25 protein-coding genes and 1 tRNA gene are annotated in these 25,693 nt (G+C 68.9%); 14 read left to right on the top strand and 12 right to left on the bottom strand.

Annotated elements, in window-relative coordinates; translation table 11 throughout:
* Positions 1 to 32: 32 nt before the first annotated feature.
* The 6 genes from OG289_RS27495 to OG289_RS27470 all read left to right on the top strand — a co-directional run bounded on the left by OG289_RS27495 (position 33) and on the right by OG289_RS27470 (position 5,180).
* Positions 33 to 662, top strand: coding sequence for a hypothetical protein (locus OG289_RS27495; RefSeq protein WP_327316697.1), 630 nt, complete (start codon positions 33 to 35; stop codon positions 660 to 662).
* Positions 663 to 699: 37 nt separating this feature from the next.
* Positions 700 to 1,308 (top strand): hypothetical protein, encoded by a 609-nt coding sequence (locus OG289_RS27490; protein WP_327316696.1) that lies wholly within the window; start codon positions 700 to 702, stop codon positions 1,306 to 1,308.
* Positions 1,305 to 2,558: a hypothetical protein gene (locus OG289_RS27485; RefSeq protein ID WP_327316695.1), complete on the top strand. Its 1,254-nt coding sequence runs from the start codon at positions 1,305 to 1,307 to the stop codon at positions 2,556 to 2,558. Before OG289_RS27490 ends, OG289_RS27485 begins: the two co-directional genes overlap by 4 nt.
* A 7-nt stretch (positions 2,559 to 2,565) precedes the next feature.
* Positions 2,566 to 3,246 (top strand): hypothetical protein, encoded by a 681-nt coding sequence (locus OG289_RS27480; protein ID WP_327316694.1) that lies wholly within the window; start codon positions 2,566 to 2,568, stop codon positions 3,244 to 3,246.
* Positions 3,247 to 3,379: 133 nt separating this feature from the next.
* A complete protein-coding gene (locus OG289_RS27475; protein WP_327316693.1) occupies positions 3,380 to 4,882 on the top strand; it encodes a WhiB family transcriptional regulator in 1,503 nt (500 codons plus the stop codon).
* A gap of 34 nt (positions 4,883 to 4,916) precedes the next feature.
* Positions 4,917 to 5,180 (top strand): hypothetical protein, encoded by a 264-nt coding sequence (locus OG289_RS27470; protein WP_327316692.1) that lies wholly within the window; start codon positions 4,917 to 4,919, stop codon positions 5,178 to 5,180.
* Between the two features lie 24 nt (positions 5,181 to 5,204).
* Here the strand turns inward: OG289_RS27470 and OG289_RS27465 are convergent, their stop codons facing one another.
* On the bottom strand, positions 5,205 to 5,798 hold the full coding sequence (locus tag OG289_RS27465; RefSeq protein WP_327316691.1) for a Uma2 family endonuclease: 594 nt from the start codon (positions 5,796 to 5,798) through the stop codon (positions 5,205 to 5,207).
* On the bottom strand, positions 5,795 to 6,250 hold the full coding sequence (locus tag OG289_RS27460; protein ID WP_327316690.1) for an ATP-binding protein: 456 nt from the start codon (positions 6,248 to 6,250) through the stop codon (positions 5,795 to 5,797). The genes OG289_RS27465 and OG289_RS27460 overlap by 4 nt, the downstream gene beginning before the upstream one ends.
* A gap of 218 nt (positions 6,251 to 6,468) precedes the next feature.
* On the opposite strand from OG289_RS27460, the gene OG289_RS27455 reads away from it, so the two are divergent.
* From OG289_RS27455 to OG289_RS27440, 4 genes are read left to right on the top strand one after another with little or no spacing between them, the layout of a single operon-like run.
* The gene (locus tag OG289_RS27455) at positions 6,469 to 7,350 is read left to right on the top strand and encodes a helix-turn-helix domain-containing protein (protein WP_327316689.1); all 882 of its coding nucleotides are present in this window, start codon (positions 6,469 to 6,471) and stop codon (positions 7,348 to 7,350) included.
* 11 nt (positions 7,351 to 7,361) lie between these two features.
* On the top strand, positions 7,362 to 7,547 hold the full coding sequence (locus OG289_RS27450; RefSeq protein ID WP_327316688.1) for a DUF397 domain-containing protein: 186 nt from the start codon (positions 7,362 to 7,364) through the stop codon (positions 7,545 to 7,547).
* Positions 7,544 to 7,741 carry a DUF397 domain-containing protein gene (locus OG289_RS27445; protein ID WP_442818961.1) on the top strand — a complete coding sequence of 66 codons (198 nt, stop codon included), beginning with the start codon at positions 7,544 to 7,546 and terminating at the stop codon, positions 7,739 to 7,741. The genes OG289_RS27450 and OG289_RS27445 overlap by 4 nt, the downstream gene beginning before the upstream one ends.
* Positions 7,738 to 8,931, top strand: a complete 1,194-nt coding sequence (locus tag OG289_RS27440; protein WP_327316687.1) for a hypothetical protein — start codon at positions 7,738 to 7,740, stop codon at positions 8,929 to 8,931. Before OG289_RS27445 ends, OG289_RS27440 begins: the two co-directional genes overlap by 4 nt.
* 362 nt (positions 8,932 to 9,293) lie before the next feature.
* On the opposite strand, the gene OG289_RS27435 is transcribed toward OG289_RS27440, so the two are convergent.
* Positions 9,294 to 9,611, bottom strand: a complete 318-nt coding sequence (locus OG289_RS27435) for a DUF6406 domain-containing protein (protein WP_327316686.1) — start codon at positions 9,609 to 9,611, stop codon at positions 9,294 to 9,296.
* Complete coding sequence (locus tag OG289_RS27430; RefSeq protein WP_327316685.1) at positions 9,608 to 10,180, bottom strand: hypothetical protein; 573 nt, start codon at positions 10,178 to 10,180, stop codon at positions 9,608 to 9,610. Before OG289_RS27430 ends, OG289_RS27435 begins: the two co-directional genes overlap by 4 nt.
* 50 nt (positions 10,181 to 10,230) lie before the next feature.
* Between OG289_RS27430 and OG289_RS27425 the strand changes: the two genes are divergently transcribed.
* Complete coding sequence (locus tag OG289_RS27425; protein WP_327316684.1) at positions 10,231 to 12,951, top strand: hypothetical protein; 2,721 nt, start codon at positions 10,231 to 10,233, stop codon at positions 12,949 to 12,951.
* Positions 12,952 to 13,022: 71 nt separating this feature from the next.
* Here the strand turns inward: OG289_RS27425 and OG289_RS27420 are convergent, their stop codons facing one another.
* From OG289_RS27420 to OG289_RS27400, 5 genes are all read right to left on the bottom strand, one after another.
* Positions 13,023 to 13,475, bottom strand: coding sequence for a heat shock protein transcriptional repressor HspR (locus tag OG289_RS27420; protein ID WP_327316683.1), 453 nt, complete (start codon positions 13,473 to 13,475; stop codon positions 13,023 to 13,025).
* A gap of 5 nt (positions 13,476 to 13,480) precedes the next feature.
* Positions 13,481 to 14,659, bottom strand: a complete 1,179-nt coding sequence (dnaJ, locus tag OG289_RS27415) for a molecular chaperone DnaJ (RefSeq protein WP_327316682.1) — start codon at positions 14,657 to 14,659, stop codon at positions 13,481 to 13,483.
* A 33-nt stretch (positions 14,660 to 14,692) separates the two neighbouring features.
* Positions 14,693 to 15,355, bottom strand: a complete 663-nt coding sequence (gene grpE / locus OG289_RS27410) for a nucleotide exchange factor GrpE (protein WP_327316681.1) — start codon at positions 15,353 to 15,355, stop codon at positions 14,693 to 14,695.
* Positions 15,352 to 17,196, bottom strand: coding sequence for a molecular chaperone DnaK (dnaK, locus tag OG289_RS27405; RefSeq protein WP_327316680.1), 1,845 nt, complete (start codon positions 17,194 to 17,196; stop codon positions 15,352 to 15,354). Before dnaK ends, grpE begins: the two co-directional genes overlap by 4 nt.
* Positions 17,197 to 17,291: 95 nt before the next feature.
* On the bottom strand, positions 17,292 to 18,515 hold the full coding sequence (locus tag OG289_RS27400; protein WP_327316678.1) for an MraY family glycosyltransferase: 1,224 nt from the start codon (positions 18,513 to 18,515) through the stop codon (positions 17,292 to 17,294).
* Positions 18,516 to 18,734: 219 nt separating this feature from the next.
* Here OG289_RS27400 and OG289_RS27395 point away from each other — a divergent pair, with 219 nt between their 5' ends.
* Positions 18,735 to 21,026: a heterodisulfide reductase-related iron-sulfur binding cluster gene (locus OG289_RS27395; RefSeq protein WP_327316677.1), complete on the top strand. Its 2,292-nt coding sequence runs from the start codon at positions 18,735 to 18,737 to the stop codon at positions 21,024 to 21,026.
* A gap of 193 nt (positions 21,027 to 21,219) precedes the next feature.
* Positions 21,220 to 22,257: a Yip1 family protein gene (locus OG289_RS27390; protein ID WP_327316676.1), complete on the top strand. Its 1,038-nt coding sequence runs from the start codon at positions 21,220 to 21,222 to the stop codon at positions 22,255 to 22,257.
* 309 nt (positions 22,258 to 22,566) lie between these two features.
* Here OG289_RS27390 and OG289_RS27385 read toward each other — a convergent pair whose 3' ends face one another.
* Together OG289_RS27385 and dcd are read right to left on the bottom strand one after the other, a co-directional pair.
* Positions 22,567 to 23,076, bottom strand: coding sequence for a phosphoribosyltransferase (locus tag OG289_RS27385; RefSeq protein ID WP_327316675.1), 510 nt, complete (start codon positions 23,074 to 23,076; stop codon positions 22,567 to 22,569).
* An 8-nt stretch (positions 23,077 to 23,084) separates the two neighbouring features.
* On the bottom strand, positions 23,085 to 23,660 hold the full coding sequence (gene dcd, locus OG289_RS27380; RefSeq protein WP_327316674.1) for a dCTP deaminase: 576 nt from the start codon (positions 23,658 to 23,660) through the stop codon (positions 23,085 to 23,087).
* Between the two features lie 519 nt (positions 23,661 to 24,179).
* Between dcd and OG289_RS27375 the strand changes: the two genes are divergently transcribed.
* A tRNA-Gly gene (locus OG289_RS27375) sits at positions 24,180 to 24,253 on the top strand.
* A gap of 15 nt (positions 24,254 to 24,268) precedes the next feature.
* Here OG289_RS27375 and OG289_RS27370 read toward each other — a convergent pair.
* Positions 24,269 to 25,351, bottom strand: a complete 1,083-nt coding sequence (locus tag OG289_RS27370) for a tyrosine-type recombinase/integrase (protein WP_327316673.1) — start codon at positions 25,349 to 25,351, stop codon at positions 24,269 to 24,271.
* Positions 25,352 to 25,693 lie beyond the last annotated feature (342 nt).

Raw genomic sequence — 25,693 nt, 5'->3', positions numbered from 1 at the left:
CCCCCGCCCGTAACCCTCCGAGGAGCCACCCCATGCCCGTCCTGACCGCCGACCGCACCCCCGACCAACTGGTCGCGGAGCTGGAGCGGCTCGTCGAGGTGGACTGGCCCACGGTGTGGGCGGGGGTCCCGGAGGACGAGGAGAAGCGGTCGCAGTGGTGCACGGGGTTCGGCTGGCGGCCGCTGTGGTTCGAGGCGGGACTGCGCGTCCGTACGGCCCTGGGCGGCCGCCTGTACCTCGCCTCCGCCACCCCAGGCGGCCCGGTCACCCGGATCGACCACACGGTGTGGTCGGCCCGGGCCCGGGACACGGACGAGAACGCCCACGTCACCAACCTGACGGAGGCCCGCTGGACCGCCTCCCTGACCGCCCTGCGCGGCCTGCTGGGAAACCCGGCCTGGAACGGCACCTGGGACACGCCCGGCTTCCCGGAACTGCCGGTTCCGGGAGCCTGGCCCGACGCCCGGTGGCGTGCGGAATACCAGGACCCGCACCGCGTCGCCATGTGGCGGTTCCGGGTGCCGCAGGCACCGGTGTTCGAGCTCAGGGCGACGCTCGGTGCAACGGCACGACGTGGTCCGGTACCAGCCAATGCGAGGATCGAACTCGTCTGCCATGACCCCGACCACGCGGAGTCCCGTCGGCAGGCGCGGCACGGATGAACCGGAGCCGTGCGGAACGCGAGGAAGGTAACAAGCGATGACGACTCTCGGGATCGACCGCAGCCCCGAGCAGCTGGCCGAGGAGCTCAGGGGACTGGAGCACGTGGACTGGCCGGCCGTCTGGGCGGGCCCGCCAAACCCCGGTCAGGCGCTGGACGACTGGTGCGCGCTGTTCGGCTGGGAGCCGACGTCGGAAGAGCGTGTGCTGACCGTACTCAGTGGCACAGGCCAGGACTTCACGCTCTTCCCCGTGCGTTCCGCTGGATGGGCTCCGGTCAAACAACTCAGCTGGACGAGTTGGCAGATGTCCGCGGATGACTCGTCCGAGAACGCCGACGTCCTCGCCCAGGCTGCCGAGACATGGGCCGCCTATGTGGCGGCTGCCCGGACTGTGCTCGGTGATCCTTCCTACGCAGGCGCCTGGGACGACCCTGCCTTCCCGGAACCGCCGCACGACCGACACTGGCTCATGCCCAGCGACCTTCGTCTCGAGGACATGGACCCCTACCGCATGGCCATCTGGCGGGAGGACGGACCAGAGGGCACCATCACCGTTCTCGCCGTTAAGCCCGGATCCGTCCGGGCGCCGGGTGCGCTCCGACGCTCGATGATCAAAGTGACCTGCTACCCGCCGGAGGCCGTGTGATCCAGGCACACATCCCGGACCGTGTTCTCGACAACGCCCGCGACCGGCAGCAGATCGTCGAGCCCGAGCTGACCGAGGCCGAGGCCAAGCGGATCGCGAGCGGGCTGCGCGAGGGCATCGATCACCTGCCGGTGCGGGAATACAGGGAGCAACTCCACCAGCGGCTCCGGGCGTTCGCAGCCGCTCAGGACGTGGACCTGCCCACGCCCGACACCAGGTCGACCTTCTGGTCCTACCGACTGGAGGATCACCCGAACCTCAATATGGGGACCGGCGAAAAGCTGTACAGCATGCACATGGCGGCTGCGTACACCGAGACGCAGAACTCGATCGTGCCGGACACCCTGCGGTACCTGGAGGGGACACCTGGCGGAGAAGCGCTGGGGCGACTCCACCTGTGGGACGCGGAGATGCAGGACGCGCTGGACCTGGATGAGAAGGCGGGTCTGGCACTGGCCTACGACGCCTGGGGCACCCTCTCCGAAAAGTACGCCGCGAAAACGGAGGGCGAGGCCCTCTTCTTCATGGCCGAGCTCAGTCCGGGAACGGTCGCCTACCAGACGGAGTCCCGCCAGCTCCGTCAGGACGGCAAGCTCGACATCATCAACTTCATGTATCCGGCGCCGATGGAGAAGTACGCGGACCTCGCCCCGGAGACACAGGAGTTGCTGGCCTCCCAGGCCGTCCGCGCGCAGGTCCACACGTTCTCGTACGACGAGAAGGATTCCAAATACACGCCGCTGACCAAGGCGGGCCACCTCGACCTGGAGCAGTTGAAGACGCTCCCCACCCCCGAGGCCCAGCGCGCCGCCGTGCTGGAGGTCTGCGCCCGCGTCGCCACCATGGACGGGCCGGCCCGCGCGGCCGACGTGGAGAAGCTCGTAGAGGAGATCAAGGTCCTGCGTCCGGACCACGAGGTCACCCTGCCCAGCGTCGAGGACCAGGAGTGGGCGGCCAAACTCCGCGGCCACGAACCGGACTCGCCGACGGCACCACTGCCCGCCGCTGTCAGCACCCACGGCCAGTACCTCCCGGGTGTCAAAGTCAACGCCAGGACGGGACCGGCCCTGCTCGACTCGCTCAACCTCCCGACCCCAGAGGCAGCCACGATGAGCGCCCACAACTTCCTGCCCGGCGTCACGCCGCAAGCGAAGCCGCTCGCCGTCCCGGACAAGGCCGCCGCTCCCGCGGCTCCCACGCAGGCCCCGTCGGCCCCCGCGCAGTCGCGTGACACAGGCATGGGGGTGTGACCCGCCCATGAGCCGCACCCCGCGCACCCGCCCCCAGCAGTCCCGCTCCCGGCAGTCCCGCCCCGGCAAGCAGGGACGAACATCCGCCGCACCGCAGACCCTCCTCCGCCGCCTCCTCCACCAGGACAAGAACGACCCCTGGGCGGTCAAGCTCCTCCCCCGCATCGTCTTCGGCATCGCAGCCGCCTACACGCTGTTCGCCCTGGCCTCGCAGAGCGGCTCGTCCTTCGTAGCGGTCGCCACACTGATCGTCCTCGGCATCGTCGTCTGGCTGCTCCGCCGCCGTGTCCAGCTGCTGCTGGCCCTGGCCTCGACGACCATCGCCGCCGCGCTCACCGGCTACTTCTCGGCCGCGGGCGACGCGGCGCGCTGGAACACGGGCGCGGCCGTCAGCGGACAGGCGGTGTTCGGCTACTGGGCCCTCGCCGGCATGGCCCTCCTCGGCGCCTGGATGGTGAAGCAACACCCGGGCCGACGCGGCGTCACCGTCCTCCTCGCGGATGTGATCCTCGTCATCGCGTCCGTCGTCGGGATGTTCCTGCCAGAAGCGGGCGTACCGCTCGGATTCCTCGGAGTGATCGGCGTGTTGGCGCTGCGCGGAAGCAGCGCGAAGGCGGTTGCGGTCCGTGCCCGCCGGGCATTCGGCCGTCTGCGGCCCCGCAAAGCCACTGACCCGGCGGACAGTTGAGGCCCATGTGAACTTTTCGTCTCGTCACTGTGCCAGATCGGCACATGCTTTGCAGATGCGTTGCACCTGGTTGACGGGTCGTTCTAGAGTCCCCTCCGATCACGGATCACCACGGGGGACAACACACATGCGTATGGCCAGCCATACGGCTCTGCACGCGCGGCCGACGCGCGGACCGATACAGGGGCCGGGAGCCCACATATCGGACGCCGCCCTGCCCTGCCAGCGCCGACCGGACGTCTTCCAGCACCCGCTGCTGGAGGCCTCGACGGACCTCCCGGACACCTCGCCCGAACAGCGCCACCAGCACCTCGTCCTGCTCCGCACCGCCCGCGACCTGTGCGCTTCCTGCCCGTTGTGGGCGGAATGCCTCCAGGACGCCGTCGCCCACGCCGAGCCCTACGGCTACGCGGCCGCGACCACGCTGGAAGACCGCCGCTGGATCCGCCGCGCCCTCGCCATCGGCGACGCGCACGGCAACCTGCCCATCCACCCGACGGACGGCCCCGCCTCCGCGACCGGCTCGGGCTCGGGCTCGGGCTCGGGCTCGGGCGACACGTCCCGTCGTCTGCTCCGGCTGCGCTCCCGCACCACCGACTCCGCCGCCCGGCACGCCGCCGAACGAGGCCTCCCCGAACTGGAGCAGGTCCTCGACGCGTTCGACGCCCGTCAGGAGCAACTAGCCTCCTACCAGAGGCAGTTGCCCGCGATACCGAGGCAATTGCACGAGCACACCGTCACACATGGCACTCACGGACGCCCCCATCCACACGCACACCCGGAAAGCAGGAGCGAGGACATGCCAGCGGCCGAGTCCGGGCAGCGGATCGCCTTCTCGTACGAGGATCCCGCCCAGGCCGTACGACAGGCTCTGCTGGCTCCCCTGGTCCGCTCCGCCCTGCCCGCGCTCGACAGCCTGGGGCAGCTGGTCACCATGCTGGCGAGCGTGCCCGGCGGCGACATCGCCCCGGAGCTGCCGGAGAACCTCCGAGCCGTACGCAAGGCAGTGGAGGCACTGGCCCCGGAGGGCGGCCAGGGTTCCGGCTCCTGCGACCCCGCCGTGCCCGCCACGGACACGAACAACCCCCTCCGCGCCCTGACCGGCTCGGTCTCCGTCGAACTCGCCACCACCGACCCGGTGGCGGCCCTGCGCCGCGACTTCCTGGAACCGCTGCTGCGCGAACTGGCCTCCTCCCTCGCCAACATCGAGAAGGTGGCTACCATGCTGGCCGCGACCTCGGACGGCGACGAGGTCCACCTGCAGCCGATCCGCACCGCGCTCCAGGGCATCCGCGCGCACCTCCCGCACCCGGCCACCCCGTCCGGGGCAACAACCGCAGGCACCGCCCGCCAGTCCACCCCCCTCCCGGCCCACACCACCGCCCCCAGCATCCGAGCCGCCGTGGAAACAGCCGTGTCCACGTTTCCCGGCCCCTTTTCCGCCCGCGACGTCCTGCGCGCACTCCCGCCGGGCATCTACGGCGACCCCTCGAAAACGATCAGTAACGTCCTCTCCGCCCTGGTCAAGTCGGGCCGCCTGCGACGCCTCGCCCGGGGCACGTACGCTCGCACCGTGGACGTCACCACGGACATCGCCGTGGACGTCCCCGATCAGGACGAGGCGAAGAGCGCCTGAGCCGGAACCGAGCCGGAAGGAACCGAGAACCCCGATGACCGAACCGACGCCGCCACCCCCGCCCCCCTCCACGGCGGACGCCCAGGTGCACGTCTTCTCCCCCAACGCCGGCCTGATCGACGGCGTCCCGGTCACCGCCCCGCCCTACGGCGACATCCAGGACGTGGTCCTGGCGATCCTCCAGCAACGCGCCCAGCAACTGGGCGCACCCACCCCGGCCACCATCACGGACAACCGTTACGGCGGCGCGATCCGCCTCCTGATCCACCCGGACGGGACGACGGAACAACTGGGCTGAGCGGCTTCGGCTCCCGCCTCGACTTCAGCTGCCCCGCTTGGGCCCGGTGATCGCCTCACCGATGACGAACCCCTTGGCGGGGCCTTCGGGGATGGTGACGTCGGTGCCGTAGGGCACGCGGTGGATGTCCTCCCAGTCGGCCCTGTCGGGCTGGGGCATGGTGAAGAGGGTGACGGCGCCCTGGCCGTCGTAGTCGTCGACGAGGACGTAGACGGGAATCCCGGCGCGGGCGTAATCGCGGCGCTTGCCGAACCGGTCACGTTCCTGGTCACGCTTGCCTGGAGACACAACCTCGACGACCATCCGGACCGCGGAGGCCTTGAGGCCGAGTCCGCCCTTCGCTGCGCCCGGCTTCCCGTCCCGAGGGGCGACGAGCACATCCGGAGTCCACGCCGTGCGCCGGTGGATCACATCCGTGACGCTCCAGGCTCCGTACTCGCTGTCCCGCAGGAAATCCGCCAGGGCGTCCCACAGACGGTTGGCGACCTGAGCATGCGCAAAGCCTCCGTTGGACGACACCTCGATCACCCCCTCGACGATCTCGGCGCGGTAGCCCTCGGGGAGTTCCATGGCCTTCCACGCCTTCCAGACCACCTTCTCCACGGAGGAGCCCTTCACGCTTTCGCTCCCGTCCTCGGGCGGAACGACCCACCCAACTCGAACCAGACCCCCTTCGCATACCGTCCCGCCCGCTCATCGGCGACGCCCCACACATCCGCCATCTCCTCAACAAGCGCGAGCCCCCTCCCCCAACAGGCGACGGCCCCGGCCGCCGGGTACGTGACGACGGGCGGGTCAGGACTCTCGTCGAACACGCTGACCCGCAACCCTGGCGGCGAGAGCCGGATCCGGAGCATGGCGGTGCCCTTGGTGTGCAGATGCACGTTCGTGACGAGCTCCGAGGTGCACAAGGCCGCCGGCATGACGAGGGACTCCCGGTCATGAGTGAAGAGGACGGCACGCACGAAGTCCCGGCACACGCGAGGCGAGGTGACGTCGGCCGGGGCGAACAGGCTGTAGTCCCAGGCGAGTTGAGCCGGACGGTGGGCGGCACGGCGGGCTGGGTTCATGGCGGGCGGCTCCTTTACGTGCCCCGCGATGGCGTCGCCCACGGGGTGCGGGTGCTCTGTCGGCTTATGGGCAGGGGAGGTTGGATGGTTTCGGTGCGTTACCGATGCCACACCCAAGGTAGAGATAGAGGTTTACAATTTTCAAGCCGATCACCCACATCGATGGACGAACTCACCCGATCTGGAGAGACTTTGGGCGACCGGACGAGGAGTAACCCGTGGGACTGCGCACCACCATCACCGAACGCCAGCGACGACTCGGCTACGAACTCAAACAACTGCGCGAACAAGCAGGTTTGAGTGCTGGTGAGGCCGCCGAGCGGATCGGCATGGGCCGGGCCCAGCTCAGCCAGATCGAAACGGCGAAGACGACGATCCTCACGGAGCGACTCCGCGAGCTGTGCCGTCTCTATGCATGCAAAGATGAGACCTACACCGACGCGCTCGTCGCCATGTCCGAAGCCACCGGTAAGGGCTGGTGGACCGCCCATAAGAAGCCTATGGAGCAGGGCCCGCTGAACATGGCGGAACTGGAAGCAGGAGCCGTGGCCCTACGGATGCACCAGCACCTGCTCGTCCCGGGCCTGTTCCAGACCGAGGACTACGCACGAGCCATCTTCGCCACCCCTGGCCTGGGCTTCGAACGCATCGAGGAAGCTCTGGAGTTCCGCATGGAACGACAGCAGGTACTCACCCGCGACGACCCGCCCGACGTGCATGCCGTGATCCACGAGTCCGCCCTGCATATGCGATTCGGTGGCACCGAAGTGCTGCGTGGTCAGCTGCTGCGCCTCATCGAGCTGGCTCGACTGCCCCACGTCACCGTGCAGATCTACCCGTTCACCTCGCGGGCTCACCCCGCCCTCTCCAGCAACTTCGTGCACGTCCTCCCCGCCGTCGCCCAACTGGGCACCGTGGTGCTCGAACAATTCGGCAGCTTCCAGTACTTGGGCGACCGCGAAAGCCTGACTCAGTACGGGACGTTGTTCGAGAGCCTCACCAAATACGCCCTGGCCCCCGTCGACGTATCGTTGGCCCCGGAAGCACATTCCGTGAAGGACTCGCTGGCCCTCATCCAACACCTGCTCTACACCCTTTGAGGAGGCCCCGAATGCCTGAACAACTCACCTGGCAGAAGTCGTCGTTCAGCGGCGGCCCCCAGGGCGAGTGCCTCTACCTCGCCCCCACCCCCGACGGAACGATCCGCCTCCGCGAGAGCGACACCCCGGACATCATCCTGGCCGCCGTCCCGGAGTCCCTCGCCGCCCTCCTGAAGCACCTCAAGGCGCACCCATGAGCCACTCCCCGATGGACGAACTCGCCTGGCAGAAGTCGACCTTCAGCGGCGGCCCCGAAGGCGAGTGCCTCTACCTCGCCCCCACCCCCGACGGAACGATCCGCCTCCGCGAGAGCGACACCCCGGACATCATCCTGGCCGCCGTCCCGGAGTCCCTCGCCGCCCTCCTGAAGCACCTCAAGGCGCACCCATGAGCCACCAGAACCACACTCCGCAGGAATTCGTCACCGAACTGCGGGGGCTGTCGGAGCTGAACTGGCGGGATGTCCTCTACTACTACACGCAGCAACCGGAACTGGACGCCTGGTACGCCCAGTTCAACTGGGAGCGGACCAGCCCGGAAGGAGCCTTTCGGGTACGGACCGCCACAGGAGGCGAGCTCGCCCTCACCGTCACGTCCGGAAAACCGCTGTCCGGCAATTGGTTCAACATCCGTGAGGTCGACTACCGGGTCTGGGGCGTCGAAGCCGGGACAGCCGAGGACAACCCCGCGGTGATGGAGCGGGCGGCGCAGGTGTGGCCGGCCTATCTGGCGGCGGCACGTTCGTTGTTGGGAGAACCGACGTGGGAAGGCCGCTGGGACTCCGAGAACTTTCCCGACCGGCCCCGAGGCTCGATTCTCACCGATCCGATGATCCGGCTCGAGGAGAGGGACCCCTATCGGATGGCCTACTGGCTGCCCGAGTCGGGCATCGGCCCGTTCGTCATCATGCGCGCCACCCTCGCGGTGGGAACGGCGCACGACGTCTGGGGCGGCGGTGCGAACCTGTCCATGACGTTCCGTTCACCCCCCATGGACCGGGGATCGGCCGCTGGTCCGGTCGACGACCGCCATCCCGGCACATCGTTCTTCACGGCGGCCTGGACCGATTGGGCGGAGCAGACGTCCGAAGACGGGGCGTATCTGGCGCGGACCCAACTGGGCATACGCATCAGCACAAGTGACTGGGGCCGCAAAACCGCTACGGTCTACCTGAACCGGCTGACGTACAACCGGACGGGCGGCGTTCCTCGACTGGAGTCACCCAGATTCTTCCAGGGCCAAGCCGGCGGGTGGCACGAGAAAGCCGAAGTCGTCCGCGCCTCGGGGGAGGTCGTCGGCCGCGTACATTTCCACTCGCCCGGACAGGCGCACAAGGACATCATCCGGTTCAGCGGCGCCATGGAACTCGACGACGGCGACTACATCGTGCGGGTCCCCGAGGGCGCAAGGACCACCTGGACGATCGAAGGGAAGCCGACGGTCTACGTCACGGTCCCCCTACCGCAGCACGAGATCGCCTTCACGATAGAAGGCAGCGCACCGGCGAGCGCGAGACCGGCTCCCAAGCCACCTGTTTACGTCGACCCCGACGACGATCCCTACCAGCCCTCGCTGTGGTAGACGCCTCGTGATCCACTCTGATGCGTGAGTGAACGCAGGTCGACGAGTTCGACGAGACGTTTGCCAGAGCCTGACCGCCGCGACGACGATCGCCGAGGCGGGCCGATTCGACCTCCTGTAGTACGTCGTCGACCGCTGGCACGTCCGCTACCCCTGGCGCGACCACCTCGTCGAACGAGAACTCTTCGAGGAGGCGGTGAGCCTGCACTCGGCCGAGCCGCTCAAGGCAAGGCTGGCCAAGCTGGGGTGAGACCCGGGTCCTGGGGGCACAGGTCAAGCCGCGGGTGCCCATGCAGCCAACCGCCGCTCCGAGTTCCGACCCCAGGGAATTCATCGAGGCGCCGGAGCCGATCTCGGCTCCGCTACTCCACCAGGCGCAGAACCACCCGCACGTCATCGCTCATCGGGCCCACTCGGTCGACGACCCACGTCTCATCGCGGACGGAAAACGTCCCGCCGACCTCAAGAACGTACTTCTTCACCTCGTCGGCGGCGACGGTCAGATAAACGGTGATCGGCCCTCCGTCCGGGGCATAGACATGGCGCAGAACATAACGGACCTCATTCCTGCGCTCGGGAATCGCAAGACGAAGCCTCACCTCATAGAGGAGCTTTTTCACCACGTCCTCAGGCAGGTCCGATGCTCGAAGCCGTCGAGGACGCGCGCCCTCCCCGCTCACGCCTTGGACGCGGCGCCGCCGGGCGGGGTGCTGTGCTTGTCGATGTTGGCGAGCACAGCTCTCGCGTTTTTGATGTTCATCTCGAGTATGTCCCGGTCGAAGTTACCCGGATCACGTCGATACCCGGCCTTGCCCGCTTCGGATGTGAAAGCAGAGGCAGGTACCGCGTCCTGGCCAGGCGGAATGAATTTCGGGATCTCTTCGAACGCCGCGACCGTGTAAGCCACGGCGTCACGCAACTTTCCATGCTCGGACTTCGGCGTGTTGAGCAGCTTGATTCCCGTCGACTCGGAGATACGGAATCCGACCTCGGCAAATTCCCACGGATCGATGATCTGCGACGGTTCCCGGCCGCCGAACGCAGGGGGAGGCGGCGGAATCTCCTCGGCCATACGGAAGACGAAACGACGTGTCGTACCGCACTGCCGGCAAGGCCCCTCGTACACCGCCACGATGTCATCGCCGTGCTGCTCCAGCCGGTGCTGCCGATCGAAGTCACCGGAGCCGCACTCGCACGGATGCAGATCCATGTACAGGTGAGCTTCGAAGGCTGAGCGCGCTGTCAACATGACATGATCCTAAGGGCCGTTGACGGGGACGTACATGGAGGTACGGGGGAATGTCGCAGCCGGAGTCCGCAGAGTTCACTGACGAGCAGTTGCGTACACAGCAGGCAGCCCTGATCGCAGCGGCAGAACGTGATCTGGGCGCGGTGTCCGCCGCCGTCCTGGGAAAACGACTCGGCTCGTTTGACAGGCATCGGACGAAGGACGAGCAGCAGTACTTCCTCCTGAAGGACGCTCAGGGCGGCTCCCTCACGATCTGGCTGGATGCCGTCCCGATGGAGTCGGGTACCGTCGCCAACACCGTGACGAACACGACGACAGACCAGTACATCGTCCACGTCTCCGACCGTCTGCCGGTCGAAAGCCTGTCCCGTGTCCTGGCCCACGAGGTGGGCGAACTCCTTGCCGTGCACGACCGGTCCAGCGAGGGACTGGCGCCGGTACGCGAGCACTTCCTGACACAGGGCGCCGAGATCGGTGATCGACACGAGCTGTCCAGCCGGGACCACGGAAACATCGCCGAGCTCAACTGGCTCGCCCACCGGGCCGCTGCGGTGGAAGCTTCCCAGGGAGAACGCGCCGAAGCCCGTACGCAGCTCTCGTCCCTGCTCGACCAACTCGGCATGCGCCCGACGGCTGCCATGTCCGAGACGGCAGCACACGAGGCCGAATCAGAGGCCGCCGAGATCCGCCGCTACATCTCGCGGCGGGCCCTCTCCTCAGACGCCAGACGTCTGGTCGACGCCCTCGCCCACCCCATAGAACAGCTCCCCCCAGCCGACGCCACCGCCCTCCAAGCCTCCCGCGACGCAGCCCGACGCGCCGAACGCCAGGTAGAAGCCTTCATCGCCGGCCGGGACGTCACCATGCCCCTCCCCGGCTACGACCAGAACGGCCTCCCCCTCCCCCGCGACCAGTTGGAACCCGCCGCCGCGCAGTGGGCGGAGTACCGCGCGCAGGTCAGTCAGCGCACCGTGCAGTCGCTGGAGGGGCAGCTCGCGGCCGGGCAGTTTCCGTTGCGCCAGGTGGTGATCGGCGGCGGGGCGAGCCTCACCGGACGCAGCCCGGACGCCCTGCTCATCGACGGTGCCGGCCGATGGCATCTGGACCCCGGTAACGGAATCGTGCAGTCCGCCGACCAGGACCGGGATCTCACCCAATGGATGGGAGTGGACGCCTACGCGGCGGTCGACGATCCCAGGGACCGCATCTCCATCCATGCCGTCCGCATCTGGGAGGACCAGCTCGCCACCAAGGGCGACCTGGTGAACGGCCACGCGCGGCTGCGGCTCGGCCGGAACGGCGAACTCCTCGCCGAGGTGCGGGCGTTCGGCGAGGACGGCGTGGAGAGCGAGACCCCACTGTGGGTGGCGTGCGACGGAACGCCGAGCATCGCGACCGGCCTCACGCCGGACGTGGTGCCGGGAATGCCGCGCGGCCGGACCGGCGTGGAGAGCCGCAGTGAGGCCGTGCGGCTGATCGGTGACCGGCTGCGGGAGCTGGAGGGGCAGAACGTCCCCGGGTCGAGCGAGATGCGTGCCTGGCTGACCGAGGCCGAGCGTGGCGGCATGGACACCCGGACCGTGCTCGGCGCCCTGGAGTCGTCATCGCTGAAGGACGCCCTCACGGCCGGCCTGGGGGCCGATGCCGCCGCCCGCATGGACAACTGCTTCACCGCCCTCGACTCGACGCAGAAATGGGAGGCGGCGCGCGAGACCGCGGAGAAGCGGGTGCTGCTGGGCGACGAGGTCGCCGAGAACCGTTTCGACCCACACGCCGCCCAGCACTGGATCATCGCCGGGTCCGGCGGCACCGGGGTCGCCAACGCCGAGATCATCCTGCGGGGGAATCTCGACGCCCGCGTCACGATCGTCGGCTCGCCGCCGCCGGCCGCGCTGGACCACCAAGTCCAGTACCCGGAAATGCTCGCCAAGTACGCCACGGGCGAGAATCCGCGTCTGACGATCGGCCGGGCAGAGGTGGGCGCGATCGAGACCTACCAACACGAGAGTGGAGAGACCTGGTTCCAGGCGTCCTACATGGACGAGGCCACCGGGGAACGGAAGACGGCAAGGGCCGACGGCTACGTCACCAGCCTCGGCCGCACCAACCCCCTCCCGCCCGCCCTCCAGGACCTCGCGAACGAGGTGCGCGACCGGGGCGGCGAGATCTCCGGTGACCTGCTGTTCGACAAGGACGACCAGTACATCGGCTACGGCCTCACCTTCGCCGTGGAGGGCAGGGAACACCGCGTCGACGTGGACGGCGCGGCCTCCTGGCAGCTGCCGCGTGAGGTGTTCCCCCCGGAGACGGGGATCCAGGCACAGTTGAACCAGATGGGTCTGCGCGGTCTGCCGTCCGAGACCGGCAACGCGGCCCCCGGTTTCTCCCCGATCGCCCGCCAGAGCGCCCTGCGCGCCCGCGCCGTCGCGGCGGCAGCGGCGGGCGACGAGAACGCGGTCCGGCGGACGAACGCCATCCCGGAGCGCTGGCAACGCCCTGCCCAGAACCGGAGTCAAGGCCAGGAGACGGCCCCACCCCAGCCCCAACCCCCACCTCTTCAACTGGCCGTCAGTACAGAACCCGAGGCGGACAGGGAGCCCGCCCCACCCGCCCCCAAGCCGGCCCCCGCCCCCGGCGTCCCCGGTTCCCACCTATGGCAGATGGGCATCCCCCAGGGCGGTGCCAACCGCCCGCCCGCCCCCACCCCGCAGCCACAGCAACAGCCGCCCGGCCACGAGCCCCCGACCCCGACCGTCGGTATGGGCGACTGACGGGCCGGCCGCAAACAACAGGGAAGGGGCCCGGAGTCGAAACTCCGGGCCCCTTGCCGCACATCCATGCCTCAGTCCGACGCCTGCTGCCGCTTGGGCCGCCAGACCACCAACGCGCTGGTCTGCTGCACCTCCTGATACGGCACCAGGTCCCGCCGGTACGACGCGTGCACCGCCGCTTCGCGCTGCTGCATCGCCGCGGCCGCGCCGTCCAGCGCGGCCTCCATCTCGGCCAACCGGGATTGCAGCGCGGCCACCTGGTTCTCCAGCTCGATGATCCGCTTGATGCCGGCCAGGTTGATGCCTTCGTCCTGGGACAGCGCCTGCACCGTGCGCAGCAGTTCGATGTCGCGGGCCGAGTAGCGTCGGCCCCGGCCGGCGGTGCGGTCGGGGGACACGAGGCCCAGGCGGTCGTACTGGCGCAACGTCTGCGGGTGCAGGCCGGAGAGCTGGGCCGCCACCGAGATGACGTAGACCGGGGTCTCCTCGGTCAGTTCATACGGGTTACGTCGACGGCCGTCCATCACTCTCAGGCTCCCTTCGCGGCCTCGAACAGCTCCGCCCGCGGGTCCTCGCCCGCGGTCGCCTCGCGATACGCCTCCAGCGCGTCACGAGCCTTCCCCGACAGGTCCTTCGGAACACTCACCTCGACGGTGACCAGCAGGTCGCCGCGGGTGCCGTCCTTACGGACCGCGCCCTTGCCCCGCGCTCGCATGGTGCGGCCGTTGGGGGTGCCGGGCGGCAGTTTCAGGGTCAGGGACGGTCCACCGAGCGTCGGCACCTTGACCTCGCCGCCGAGGGCCGCCTCCGTGAACGTCACCGGCACGGTCACCGTCAGGTTGTCGTCCTTGCGGCCGAACACCGGGTGCGGACCGACGTGGACGACGACGTAGAGGTCGCCGGACGGCCCGCCCCGCTCGCCCGGCGCGCCCTTGCCGCGCAGCCGGATCCGCTGCCCGTCCGTCACCCCGGCCGGGATGCGGACCTGCATGGTCCTGGAGGACTTCGCCCGCCCGCTGCCCTTGCAGTCCAGGCAGGGGTGCTCGGCGATCAGGCCGCGGCCCTTGCAGTCCGGGCAGGGGTCGGTGAGGGAGAAACCTCCACCCGAGCCCCGCGCGACCTGTCCGGTGCCGACACACGTCGGGCACACCCTCGGCGTACCGTTCTTGTCGCCCGTCCCGGAACACGCCTTGCAGGGGGCCTGCGAGGACATGCGCAGCGGGACCGTCGCGCCCTCGATCGCCTCCGTGAAGGTCAGGGTGACCTCGGTGTCGATGTCCTGGCCGCGCCGGGGCTGGGTACGGGTCGTGCCCGGGCCGCCGCGGTTGAACAGGCCGCCGAAGACGTCCCCGATGCCGCCGCCGAAGCCGCCGGGGGCCCCGCCGCCCTGGGCGCCGCCTCCGAAGAGGTCGCCCAGGTCGAAGTTGAAGGAGCCGCCGCCCGCGCCGGGCCCCGGACGGAAGCCGCCGTTGCCGAAGAGGGCGCGTGCCTCGTCGTACTCCTTGCGCTTCTTGGGGTCACCGAGGATGTCGTTCGCCTCGGAGATCTCCTTGAAGCGCTCCTCCGCCTTGGCGTTGCCCTTGTTGGCGTCCGGGTGGTACTCGCGGGCGAGTTTCCGGTACGCCTTCTTGATCTCGGCCTCGGTGGCGTCCTTGGGGACGCCGAGGACCTTGTAGAAGTCCTTCTCGATGAAGTCCTTGGTGCTCATCCTCGACGTCCCTCCTTCCGTGTCGCTTCAAGCTCAGCCCTCGTCCGGGCCACCGCTCTCCTTGTCGTCCGCCGCCGCCGTCTCGGCCTCGTCGGCCTTCGCGGGCTGCGCGCCGGGCTGCGGTTCGGCGACGGCCACCCGCGCGGGGCGGATGGTTCGCTCGCCGATTCGATACCCAGGCTGCAGAATCGCCACGCACGTCGTCTCGGTGACGTCGGGCGCGTACGAGTGCATCAGGGCCTCGTGGATCGTCGGGTCGAAGGGCTCGCCCTCCTTGCCGAACTGCTGGAGGCCCATCTTGGCGGCGACGGTCTCCAGCGATTCGCCCACCGACTTGAAGCCGCCGACGAACTCGCCGTGTTCCCGCGCGCGGCCGATGTCGTCGAGCACGGGCAGGAGCTCGGTCAGGAGGTTCGCGATGGCGATCTCCTTGACCGCGATCCGGTCGCGCTCGACCCGACGGCGGTAGTTCTGGTACTCGGCCTGGAGGCGCTGGAGGTCCGCGGTGCGCTCGCCGAGCGCGGTGCGCACCTGGTCCAGCTGGGCCACCAGACCGGCTGTCTGGTTCGCGTCCCCGGCCGGGGCCGCCCCCTCCGCCGAGGCGGAGGAGGGAGCGGCCTTCGGCTCGGCGTCTTCAGGGGTGGCGCCGGAGGGGACGTCGGGCTTCTCCTCGAAGCCCGGGGTCTCCTCCGTCACGCGGCACCGTCCTTGCGCTCGTCGTCCACGATCTCGGCGTCCACGACGTCGTCGTCGGCCTTGGGGGCCTCGGCGCCGGCGGACTCGCCACCGGCGGCCTGGGCACCCTGGGCGTCGGCGTACATGGCCTGGCCGACCTTCTGGGAGACCCCGGCGACCTTCTCGGTGGCCGTGCGGATCTCCGCGGTGTCCTCGCCCTTGAGCGCGGCCTTCAGCTCCTCGACGGCGGCCTCGACCTCGGTCTTGACCTCGCCGGGGACCTTGTCCTCGTTGTCCTTGAGGAACTTCTCCGTCTGGTAGACGAGCTGCTCGCCCTGGTTGCGGGCCTCGGCGGCCTCGCGGCGGCGGTGGTCCTCGTCCGCGTACTGCTCGGCCTCCTGGCGCATGCGGTCGACCTCGTCCTTCGGCAGCGAGGAGCCGCCGGTGACGGTCATCTTCTGCTCCTTGCCCGTGCCCAGGTCCTTCGCGGTCACGTGCATGATGCCGTTGGCGTCGATGTCGAAGGCGACCTCGATCTGCGGGACGCCACGCGGCGCCGGCGGCAGACCGGTCAGCTCGAACATGCCGAGCTTCTTGTTGTAGGCCGCGATCTCGCGCTCACCCTGGTAGACCTGGATCTGCACCGACGGCTGGTTGTCCTCGGCCGTCGTGAAGATCTCCGAACGCTTCGTCGGGATCGTCGTGTTGCGCTCGATCAGCTTGGTCATGATGCCGCCCTTGGTCTCGATACCGAGGGACAGCGGGGTCACGTCGAGGAGCAGGACGTCCTTGACCTCACCCTTGAGGACACCGGCCTGGAGCGCGGCGCCGATGGCGACGACCTCGTCCGGGTTCACGCCCTTGTTGGCGTCCTGACCGCCGGTCAGCTCCTTGACGAGCTCGGCGACGGCGGGCATACGGGTCGAGCCACCCACGAGAACGACGTGGTCGATCTCGGAGAGGTTGATGCCGGCGTCCTTGATGACGTTGTGGAACGGCGTCTTGCAGCGCTCCAGCAGGTCGGCCGTCAGCTGCTGGAACTGGGCTCGGGTGAGCTTCTCGTCCAGGTGCAGCGGGCCCTCGGCGGACGCCGTGATGTAGGGCAGGTTGATCGAGGTCTCGGTGGACGAGGACAGCTCGATCTTCGCCTTCTCGGCGGCCTCGCGCAGACGCTGGAGCGCCATCTTGTCCTTGGCGAGGTCCACGCCGTGGCCGGCCTTGAACTGCTGCACCAGGTAGTCGACGACACGCTGGTCCCAGTCGTCACCACCGAGGTGGTTGTCGCCGTTGGTGGCCTTCACCTCGACGACGCCGTCACCGATCTCCAGGAGGGACACGTCGAAGGTGCCGCCGCCGAGGTCGAAGACGAGGATCGTCTGGTCGTCCTTGTCGAGGCCGTACGCGAGCGCGGCCGCGGTGGGCTCGTTGACGATACGAAGGACGTTGAGACCGGCGATCTCACCGGCTTCCTTCGTCGCCTGACGCTCGGAGTCGTTGAAGTAGGCCGGGACGGTGATGACCGCGTCGGTCACCTTCTCGCCCAGGTACGCCTCGGCATCCCGCTTGAGCTTCTGCAGGATGAACGCGGAGATCTGCTGCGGGTTGAAGGGCTTCCCGTCGAGCTCGATCTTCCAGTCGGTGCCCATGTGACGCTTCACGGAACGAATGGTCCGGTCCACGTTGGTCACCGCCTGGCGCTTGGCGACCTCGCCGACGAGCACCTCACCGTTCTTGGCGAAGGCGACGACGGACGGCGTGGTCCTGGCACCCTCGGCGTTGGTGATGACGGTGGGCTCGCCGCCCTCCAGAACGCTTACGACGGAGTTGGTTGTGCCCAGGTCGATGCCGACCGCACGTGCCATGGTGATCTTCCTCCAGCTGACTTGAGTGGAACGGACTCAAGTGTGCACGAGGCTCACCTCTGGGTCAACAGACCTGAGTCCAGCACACTCAACTCTTATCCGTTCCTTACACGCAACGAGGCGTTGACCTGCGGAGATACGGATCCTCCGGCCTGCCGGTCCTCGACCCGAGGGGGACGGACATCGGACTCGGGTTGACGCCGAGGCCCGTACACCGGCGCCGTACGAGGGTCGGGGCGAGTGCCGGAACGGAGACCGGCGCGAAGGTCGGAACGAAGGCCGGAACGGGTGACGGCCCGAGGACCGGATCGGGCGGCTCCGGCCACGCGGCGAGCACCACGCGCGCGTGGGGGCCCGTACACCGAGACCCGCAGCAGCCCGAGCACGACGACGACCGCCGCGCCCGCCACCCACCACACGGCCTGCGCGTCCGCCCATCCAGCGTGCACCAGGACCCCGACGAGCACCGCCGCGAAGGCCGCGAGGCCGAGCAGCACGGTCACGCCCTGGGGAGTGAGCCCGAGCCGCCGCAGCCGGTGGGCGAGATGGTCGGGCCCGCAGCGCAGCAGGGGCCGTCCGGCCAGCCGCCGTGACACGGCCACCAGGACGGCGTCGGCCCCGGCTACCGCCGTGAGCGCGAACAGCACCCCCGCGCCGACGGCCGGGTCGTGCCCCGCGCGGGCGATCACGGCCGCCGCGGCGAGCAGGAAGCCCGCGAAGAGCGACCCGCACGCCCCGAGCGCCACGCGCGCGGGAGGCCAGTTGTGCATGAGGAACCCGGTCAGCGCGGCGGCGAACACGCTCAGCAGCACCACCAGCCCGTCCATCACCTCGACGGCGACACACGCGGCCACTCCGAAGGAGGTGACCACCCCGACGGTCCCGGCCACCCCGTCGGCGTGGTCGAGCGCCCTGAAGGCGAGGGCGACGAAGGTGATCCAGCCGACGCCCACCGCCCCGGAGACCACCCCGGTGTCGCCGTACGGCACCACGAAGGCCGCCGCGACGGCCGTACCGAGGACGAGGAAGCGCACCTTGAGCCGCCACACGTCCGCGATCAGCCCGAGCGCGGCGACGGCGCCCCCGGCGACGAGCAGCACCTCGATGCCGTCCCCGAGCGGGGCGATGCCCGTCCAGTCCCCGGCGACCGCGACGAGACAGGTGGCGAGCACGACGGCGGCGCCCCCGAACAGCGGCACCCGCCGCTGTCGCTGCCGCCGGTCGAGCAGCCCGAGGCGCAGGGCGGGCACGCGCAGCAGCGCGGCGAGGACGGCGGAGAGGAACAGGGCGATGGTGGCGGCGACGATCCCGTAGATCACGGATATAAATTAGTCATAAATGTGCCAATTTGGTACGAATAACACGGCCGGGTTTACGACCGAATCCGAACCGGTTCCTGAGGCAACCCTCAGCGACTCAGATCACTCCGCACCCCGCTACAGTGCGACGCAGAACAAGGGGTACTCTCAGACGGACTGCATAAGTTACTGCTTAGTAATCTCCACCGAAGTCCCCTCGCAGGCCCGAGGAGCCCCGAAATGCAACTCGCCGCGATCATCGTGTCGCTGGTCCTGACCGTGGTCGGCGTCGCGCTCCTCGCACGCGCCATCGGTCAGTTCGTCCGGTACTTCAAACTGGGCCAGCCGGTCCCGGCCGGAGCCCGGACAGACAACCCCTACGCGCGCAGTGTGACGCTGGTACGGGAGTTCCTCGGCCACACGCGCATGAACCGCTGGGGCATCGTCGGCTTCGCCCACTGGTTCGTGGCGATCGGCTTCCTGACGCTGCCGCCGACCCTCGCCCAGGCCTTCGGCCAGCTCTTCAAGGCCGACTGGGTGCTCCCGGTCATCGGCGAGTTCCTGCCGTTCGAGCTCTACATCGAGTTCATCGGCGTGATGACGATCCTGGGCATCGCCGTCCTCATGGTGATCCGCCTGCTGAGCCTGCCCTCGCGCGCCGGCCGCAAGTCCCGCTTCGCCGGCTCCAAGGCCGGTCAGGCCTACTTCGTCGAGTACGTCATCCTCACCATCGGCCTCGCCATCTACGTGCTGCGGGGCCTGGAGGGCGCGCTGCACCACGTGGACCACTACGAGGCCGGGTACTTCGCCTCGTACCCGCTGGTCCTGGCCTTCAAGGGCCTGAGCGTCTCGGCGCTGCAGAACCTGGTCTACCTGGTCGCGATGATCAAGATCGGCACCTCGTTCATCTGGATGATCGTGGTCTCGCTCAACACCAACATGGGCGTGGCCTGGCACCGCTTCCTGGCGTTCCCGAACATCTGGTTCAAGCGCAACGCGACCGGCGAGACGGCGCTCGGCGGCCTCCAGCCGATGACGTCCGGCGGCAAGCCGATCGACTTCACCGACCCGGGCGACGACGACGTCTTCGGCGTCTCCCAGGTCGAGCAGTTCTCCTGGAAGGGCCTGCTGGACTTCTCCACCTGCACCGAGTGCGGCCGCTGCCAGTCGCAGTGCCCGGCCTGGAACACCGGTAAGCCCCTCTCGCCCAAGCTCCTGATCATGTCCCTGCGGGACCACGCCCACGCCAAGGCCCCCTACCTGCTGGCCGGCGGCGGCAAGACGATGGAGGGCGAGGAGAAGGCGTCCGAGGAGCAGCTCAAGGACGTCCCCGCCGCCGCTCTGGCGGAGGCCGAGCGCCCGCTGATCGGCACCGCCGAGGAGAACGGCGTCATCGACCCGGACGTCCTGTGGTCCTGCACCACCTGCGGCGCCTGCGTCGAGCAGTGCCCGGTGGACATCGAGCACGTCGACCACATCGTCGACATGCGCCGCTACCAGGTGATGATCGAGAGCGCGTTCCCGTCCGAGGCGGGCACGATGCTCAAGAACCTGGAGAAGAAGGGCAACCCCTGGGGCCTGGCCAAGAAGCAGCGCCTGGAGTGGCTGAAGGAAGTCGACTTCGAGGTGCCGGTCGTCGGCAAGGACATCGAGGACCTGACCGAGGTCGAGTACCTGTACTGGGTCGGCTGCGCGGGCGCGCTGGAAGACCGCGCGAAGAAGACGACGAAGGCGTTCGCCGAGCTGCTGCACATCGCGGGCGTCAAGTTCGCGATCATGGGCGGCGACGAGAAGTGCACCGGTGACTCCGCCCGCCGCCTCGGCAACGAGCCCCTGTTCCAGGAGCTCGGCATGGAGAACGTCGCCGCGCTGAACATGGCGTTCGGCGAGGAGACGGACGACGAGGGCAACGTCACGCCCGAGTCGAGGAAGCCGAAGTCGGCGAAGAAGATCGTCGCGACCTGCCCGCACTGCCTGAACACGATCGGCAACGAGTACCCGCAGCTCGGCGGCGACTACGAGGTGATCCACCACACCCAGCTGCTCCAGCGCCTGGTGGACGACGGCAAGCTGATCCCGGTGACCCCGGTCGAGGGCATCATCACGTACCACGACCCGTGCTACCTGGGCCGCCACAACAAGATCTACACGCCCCCGCGCGAGATCATCGCCAGCGTCCCGGGCCTGCGGAACGAGGAGATGCACCGCCACAAGGAGCGCGGCTTCTGCTGCGGCGCCGGCGGTGCGCGGATGTGGATGGAGGAGCGGATCGGCAAGCGCATCAACAACGAGCGTGTCGATGAAGCCCTTTCGCTCAACCCCGACATCGTGTCGACGGCCTGCCCGTTCTGCCTCGTCATGCTGACCGACTCGGTCAACGGCAAGAAGAACGAGGGCAAGGCGAAGGAGTCCATCCAGGTCGTGGACGTCTCCCAGCTCCTCCTGGAGTCGGTCAAGACCCCGGTCGACGACGAGCCCCCGGCGGGCGGGACGGACGCCGAGAGCGAGCCGGAGCCGACGCCGGTGAAGTAGCCGGTGCGGTAGCCCCAACGGCGGTACCGACGCCCCCGTGTCCCACCCGGACGCGGGGGCGTCGTGTTCCCCTGACGAAGCCCTGACGCCAACCCCGTTACTCCCCTTAGGGGATGTCACAGCTCGGCAGCAAAGCCGTGCGCGAACGGCGGCCCCGGCCCGTCACTCTGCGGGACCAGGTACGTTCGAAGGCGTGGCTGGATTCAGGATCGGACGCGGCGGCCGGGACAACCGTGCCCCGCAAGCGCGACCGCAACACCCTCCGTACGGGCAGCAGGCGCCCCAGGGACCGTCGCGGTCCTCGGGACCGTCGGCGCCCACGGGACCCTCGGGGCCGTCGTACGGCTACCCGTCGGCCCAGCAGCCGTACCCGCAGCAGCGGCCGCAGTACGGCGGCACGGGCGCGGGCGGCGGCCAGTGGCCGCAGGCGAACGGCGGCGGATACGGCGGCCAGAACGGCGACGAGCCGGAGTACTTCGGCGGCGACGCCCCGTACGGCGCTCCGGGCGGCTCCGGTGGCCCGGGCGGTCCCGCCGGTGCCGGTGGTCCGGGGGGCGCCCCGTACGACCCGTACGCCGCGAACAACCCTGGTCACACCCAGGCCTTCTCGATCGACGAGCACAACCAGTACGACCAGTACAACCAGGGTGGTACGTACCACGCCGGCTCGGCCCCGGCGGGCCCGATCGGTCCGCGCCTGCACTGGAAGGAGCTGCTGAAGGGCATCGTCCTCGCCCCCCAGCAGACCTTCCTCCAGATGCGGGACTACACGATGTGGGGCCCCGCCCTCGTCGTCACGTTCCTCTACGGCCTGCTCGCGGTCTTCGGCTTCGACGGCGCGCGCACGGACGCGATAAACGCGACGCTCTCCAACGCGATCCCGATCGTCCTGACGACGGCCGTGGCGATGGTGCTGAGCTCCTTCGTGCTGGGCGTGGTCACCCACACGCTGGCCCGCCAGCTCGGCGGCGACGGCGCGTGGCAGCCCACGGTCGGCCTCTCCATGCTGATCATGTCCCTCACGGACGCCCCGCGTCTGGTCGTCGCGATGTTCTTCGGCGGCGACGCGTCGTTCGTCCAGCTGCTCGGCTGGGCGACGTGGGTGGCGGCCGGCGCGCTCCTGACCCTGATGGTCACCCGCTCGCACGACCTGCCGTGGCCGAAGGCGCTGGGCGCGTCGTCGATCCAGCTGATCGCCCTGCTGTCGATCGTGAAGCTGGGAACGTTCTGAGGTTCTGACGTTCTGACGTTCGTCGCCGACCATGCGGACGGCCCGGGCCCAGGCCCGGGCCGGCATCCGCACCCGAGGCGCCTCCGTACCGCTGGGACAGGTGGAGAACCACGCCGCGTGGTGGCCGGTGAGGCCGGTGAGGCGTGCGTAGGGGACGCGGCGGGCACCGGCTGACGATGGCCGCCGTCGGACGCCCTCTGGACGACGACAAGCGCGGTCCCTAGCGACGAGCGCCGTCTCCGCGACGAGGACGACCGCCGCTCCCGGACAGGCCTCGGCCCGGCTGGTCATCTGCCGGTCATCGGATGGTCAGCGGGCTTCCCGGGACGGCGTGATCGGCTCCCCCGCCTTACGCACGACGGGCAGAACACTCCACGGAAAGTTGATCCAGTCGTCGGTCCGCTTCCACACGTACTCGCACTTCACGAGCGAGTGCGACTTCTCGTAGATGACGGCGCTGCGCACCTCGGCGACGGTGTCCAGGCAGAAGTCGCGGACGAGCTTGAGCGTCTTGCCCGTGTCGGCGACATCGTCGGTGATGAGGACCTTCTTGTCCGAGAAGTCGATGACGTTCGGGACGGGCGCGAGCATGACGGGCATCTCGAGGGTGGTCCCCACCCCGGTGTAGAACTCGACGTTCACCAGGTGAAGGTTCTTGCAGTCGAGGGCATAGGCGAGCCCGCCGGCGACGAAGACACCGCCGCGGGCGATGCTGAGGACTATGTCGGGTACGTACCCGTCGTCGGCGACGGCCTGAGCGAGTTCGCGGACGGCGGTCCCGAACTGCTCGTAGGTGAGATTCTCCCGAACCTCGCCCATGCCGCCGCTCACACCTGCGTCCGATGGAAGTTGAGGAAGGACCGGGAGGCCGTCGGCCCGCGCTGGCCCTGGTATCGCGACCCGTACCGCTCACTGCCGTACGGGGACTCGGCCGGCGAGCTGAGCTTGAACATGCACAGCTGGCCGATCTTCATGCCGGGCCAGAGCTTGATCGGCAGGGTGGCGAGGTTGGACAGCTCCAGCGTCACGTGCCCGGAGAACCCGGGGTCGATGAACCCGGCGGTGGAGTGGGTGACCAGCCCGAGCCGCCCGAGGGAACTCTTCCCCTCGAGCCGCGAGGCAAGATCGTCGGGAAGCGTGATGACCTCGTAGGTGGAGGCGAGCACGAACTCCCCGGGATGAAGAATGAACGGCTCGTCGCCCTCGGGCTCCACGAGCCGGGTCAGGTCGGCCTGCTCGACGGACGGATCGATGTGCGGGTACCGGTGGTTCTCGAACACCCGGAAGTACCGGTCGAGCCGGACATCGATGCTCGACGGCTGCACCATGGATTCGTCGTAGGGATCGATCCGTACGCGTCCGGCGTCGATCTCGGCCCGGATGTCCTTGTCTGAGAGAAGCACGTCCCGAGGATACGCAAGGCGCGCGGAGCCACCACAATCGGACGACTCCGCGCGCCAGGCCGCAAGCTCCTCTGTCCCCTCTACGGCTACCGCTTCTCGAGAGTCACCGGCACGGCGTTCCGCAACCGGGCACACCGAGGACACCGGACGAGCCGCCCGGGACCGAGCCGCTCGGCCTGCTGCATCGGGAACGAAGCAGTGCTGAACACGTGCCCATCGGCACAACGGACGACGGTGCGCTCCATCAAGTCCTAGAGTCCCTTCCCCAAAGAGCCGCGTCCGGCTACTGCTCGCCGGACACTGAAAGCCACATTACGGGACGAACGGGACGGCCCTCCAGGCGGCACTCCGACCCCGCCCGACCCCTCTTCCACCCCTCCAGCGTACGCCCCAACTCCGGCCCCTCGCAGCCGGATCCCTCCCCTGAAACGCAGTCAGACCCCAGGGCTTCGGCGCCCGGGGCCTGGCATGAGGTAGAGTGACGGAGCGTTCCGACACCGGTCCCGACCGGCGTCTTACGCGGGTGTAGTTTAATGGTAGAACATCAGCTTCCCAAGCTGAGAGCGCGAGTTCGATTCTCGTCACCCGCTCCACGACAAACCCCCAGGTCATTGACCGGGGGGTTCTTTGTTGTCTAGACCAGTGGGCGGTGCGCGCACCACATCCGCACCATAAGGGCGCTGCGAGGTGCCGGTGGGCTTGTCCTTGTGGTGCGCGGGGTTGCCCTTGTGGTGCTTCGCACGCTCGGCGCGGACCAGGTCGTCGAGGCCGGAGGCCACCTCTCGCTGCCGCTCGTCGTCGGAGTGCTGATAGATCAGCGCGGCTTTCTCGGAGGACTGGCCGGCGCGGACCATCGTGTCTTTGAGGGTCGCGCCCGAACGGGTCGAGAGCGTGTGTCCGGTGTGACGAAGGTCGTAGAAGCGGAAGCCGTCCGGGAGGCCGACGACAGCACGGGCGCGCCGCCATTTCCGTCCGAAGGAGGTGCGCCGGAAAGGGGCGCCCTTCTCGCCGACGAAGAGCAGGCCGCCGGGCTCCTTCTCGGCGAACCAGGCGAGGTGCTGCTTCACCTCCTTGTGGAGGAAGGCCGGGAGGACGACGGCTCGGACACCTGCGTCGGACTTGGTCTCGCCGGGAGCCCGCTTGCCGTTGGTGCGCTCCGGTTCGGCGACACGGACGCGGATCACCAGGGTGTCGAGGTCGACGTCCCGGCGGCGAAGGCCGGCCAGCTCCTCGGGGCGCATGGGGCCGTACGCGCCCAGGTAGACCATGAGCCGCCAGCGGATTCCGATCGCGTCGGCAAGGGCATCGACCTGGGCGACGGTGGCGATGCGCCGTTCAGCGGTCGACTCCTTGCCCGCGCCTTTGATCCGGCACGGGTTGCGGGTGATCAGGTCATCGTCGACAGCGGTCTCAAGGATGCCTTTCAGGAGGCGGTACGACTTGGCGACGGTGGTCTTCGCTTTGGTGGTGCGGAGGCGCTCAGCCCGCCATTCACGGAGGCGGGGAGCGGTGATCTCGTCCAGGTCGAGCGTCCCGAAGGCAGGGAGGATGTGCAGCCGAAGGAGATGCTTGTAAAGGTCCTCGGAACGAACAGCCAGCTCCCGTTCCTCGACCCACTTCTCGGCGTAGACGCCGAAGTTGGCCGCGCTGACGTCGGGAGCGCGCCAGTGCCAGATCCTGCGGGGAACCACGGGGAACCACGGGGAACAGCGGGAAGCGCCCCGGGTGCGACCAGGGCTCCAACAGGACTCCACCGCAGGTCAGCACGGTAACCGCTGCCAAAGAACCCGAGCTTCCCAAGCTGAGGTCGCTACCTGGCAACAGATCGTTGCACAAGCCGAGTCCGGAGGCAGCGGCTCAGCCAGACATACGCAGCCATGGCCAACGAGCCGCGCGCCATGAAGTCGGCCCACAAGGGAAGGATTTGGGCGGCGCTGCCAGCCCCCGGGGCTCCCCACAGAAGAACGGTCGTGAGCACACTCGCCGCCACTAGAGGTTGTTCCGTAACTGGTGTGGCACTTGGTCCGTTGCTC

The organism is Streptomyces sp. NBC_01235 (assembly GCF_035989285.1).
Classification (GTDB): domain Bacteria; phylum Actinomycetota; class Actinomycetes; order Streptomycetales; family Streptomycetaceae; genus Streptomyces.
The sequence above is the reverse complement of the archived record's forward strand: the minus strand, read 5'-3'. Positions and strand labels throughout refer to the sequence as shown.

Coding starts and splice junctions, on each gene's coding strand:
- OG289_RS27495 (WP_327316697.1), top strand. CDS start 33: ATGCCCGTCCTGACCGCCGACCGCACCCCCGACCAACTGGTCGCGGAG.
- OG289_RS27490 (WP_327316696.1), top strand. CDS start 700: ATGACGACTCTCGGGATCGACCGCAGCCCCGAGCAGCTGGCCGAGGAG.
- OG289_RS27480 (WP_327316694.1), top strand. CDS start 2,566: ATGAGCCGCACCCCGCGCACCCGCCCCCAGCAGTCCCGCTCCCGGCAG.
- OG289_RS27475 (WP_327316693.1), top strand. CDS start 3,380: ATGGCCAGCCATACGGCTCTGCACGCGCGGCCGACGCGCGGACCGATA.
- OG289_RS27470 (WP_327316692.1), top strand. CDS start 4,917: ATGACCGAACCGACGCCGCCACCCCCGCCCCCCTCCACGGCGGACGCC.
- OG289_RS27460 (WP_327316690.1), bottom strand. CDS start 6,250: ATGAACCCAGCCCGCCGTGCCGCCCACCGTCCGGCTCAACTCGCCTGG.
- OG289_RS27450 (WP_327316688.1), top strand. CDS start 7,362: ATGCCTGAACAACTCACCTGGCAGAAGTCGTCGTTCAGCGGCGGCCCC.
- OG289_RS27445 (WP_442818961.1), top strand. CDS start 7,544: ATGAGCCACTCCCCGATGGACGAACTCGCCTGGCAGAAGTCGACCTTC.
- OG289_RS27440 (WP_327316687.1), top strand. CDS start 7,738: ATGAGCCACCAGAACCACACTCCGCAGGAATTCGTCACCGAACTGCGG.
- OG289_RS27430 (WP_327316685.1), bottom strand. CDS start 10,180: ATGTTGACAGCGCGCTCAGCCTTCGAAGCTCACCTGTACATGGATCTG.
- OG289_RS27425 (WP_327316684.1), top strand. CDS start 10,231: ATGTCGCAGCCGGAGTCCGCAGAGTTCACTGACGAGCAGTTGCGTACA.
- OG289_RS27420 (WP_327316683.1), bottom strand. CDS start 13,475: ATGGACGGCCGTCGACGTAACCCGTATGAACTGACCGAGGAGACCCCG.
- dnaJ (WP_327316682.1), bottom strand. CDS start 14,659: ATGAGCACCAAGGACTTCATCGAGAAGGACTTCTACAAGGTCCTCGGC.
- dnaK (WP_327316680.1), bottom strand. CDS start 17,196: ATGGCACGTGCGGTCGGCATCGACCTGGGCACAACCAACTCCGTCGTA.
- OG289_RS27395 (WP_327316677.1), top strand. CDS start 18,735: ATGCAACTCGCCGCGATCATCGTGTCGCTGGTCCTGACCGTGGTCGGC.
- OG289_RS27385 (WP_327316675.1), bottom strand. CDS start 23,076: ATGGGCGAGGTTCGGGAGAATCTCACCTACGAGCAGTTCGGGACCGCC.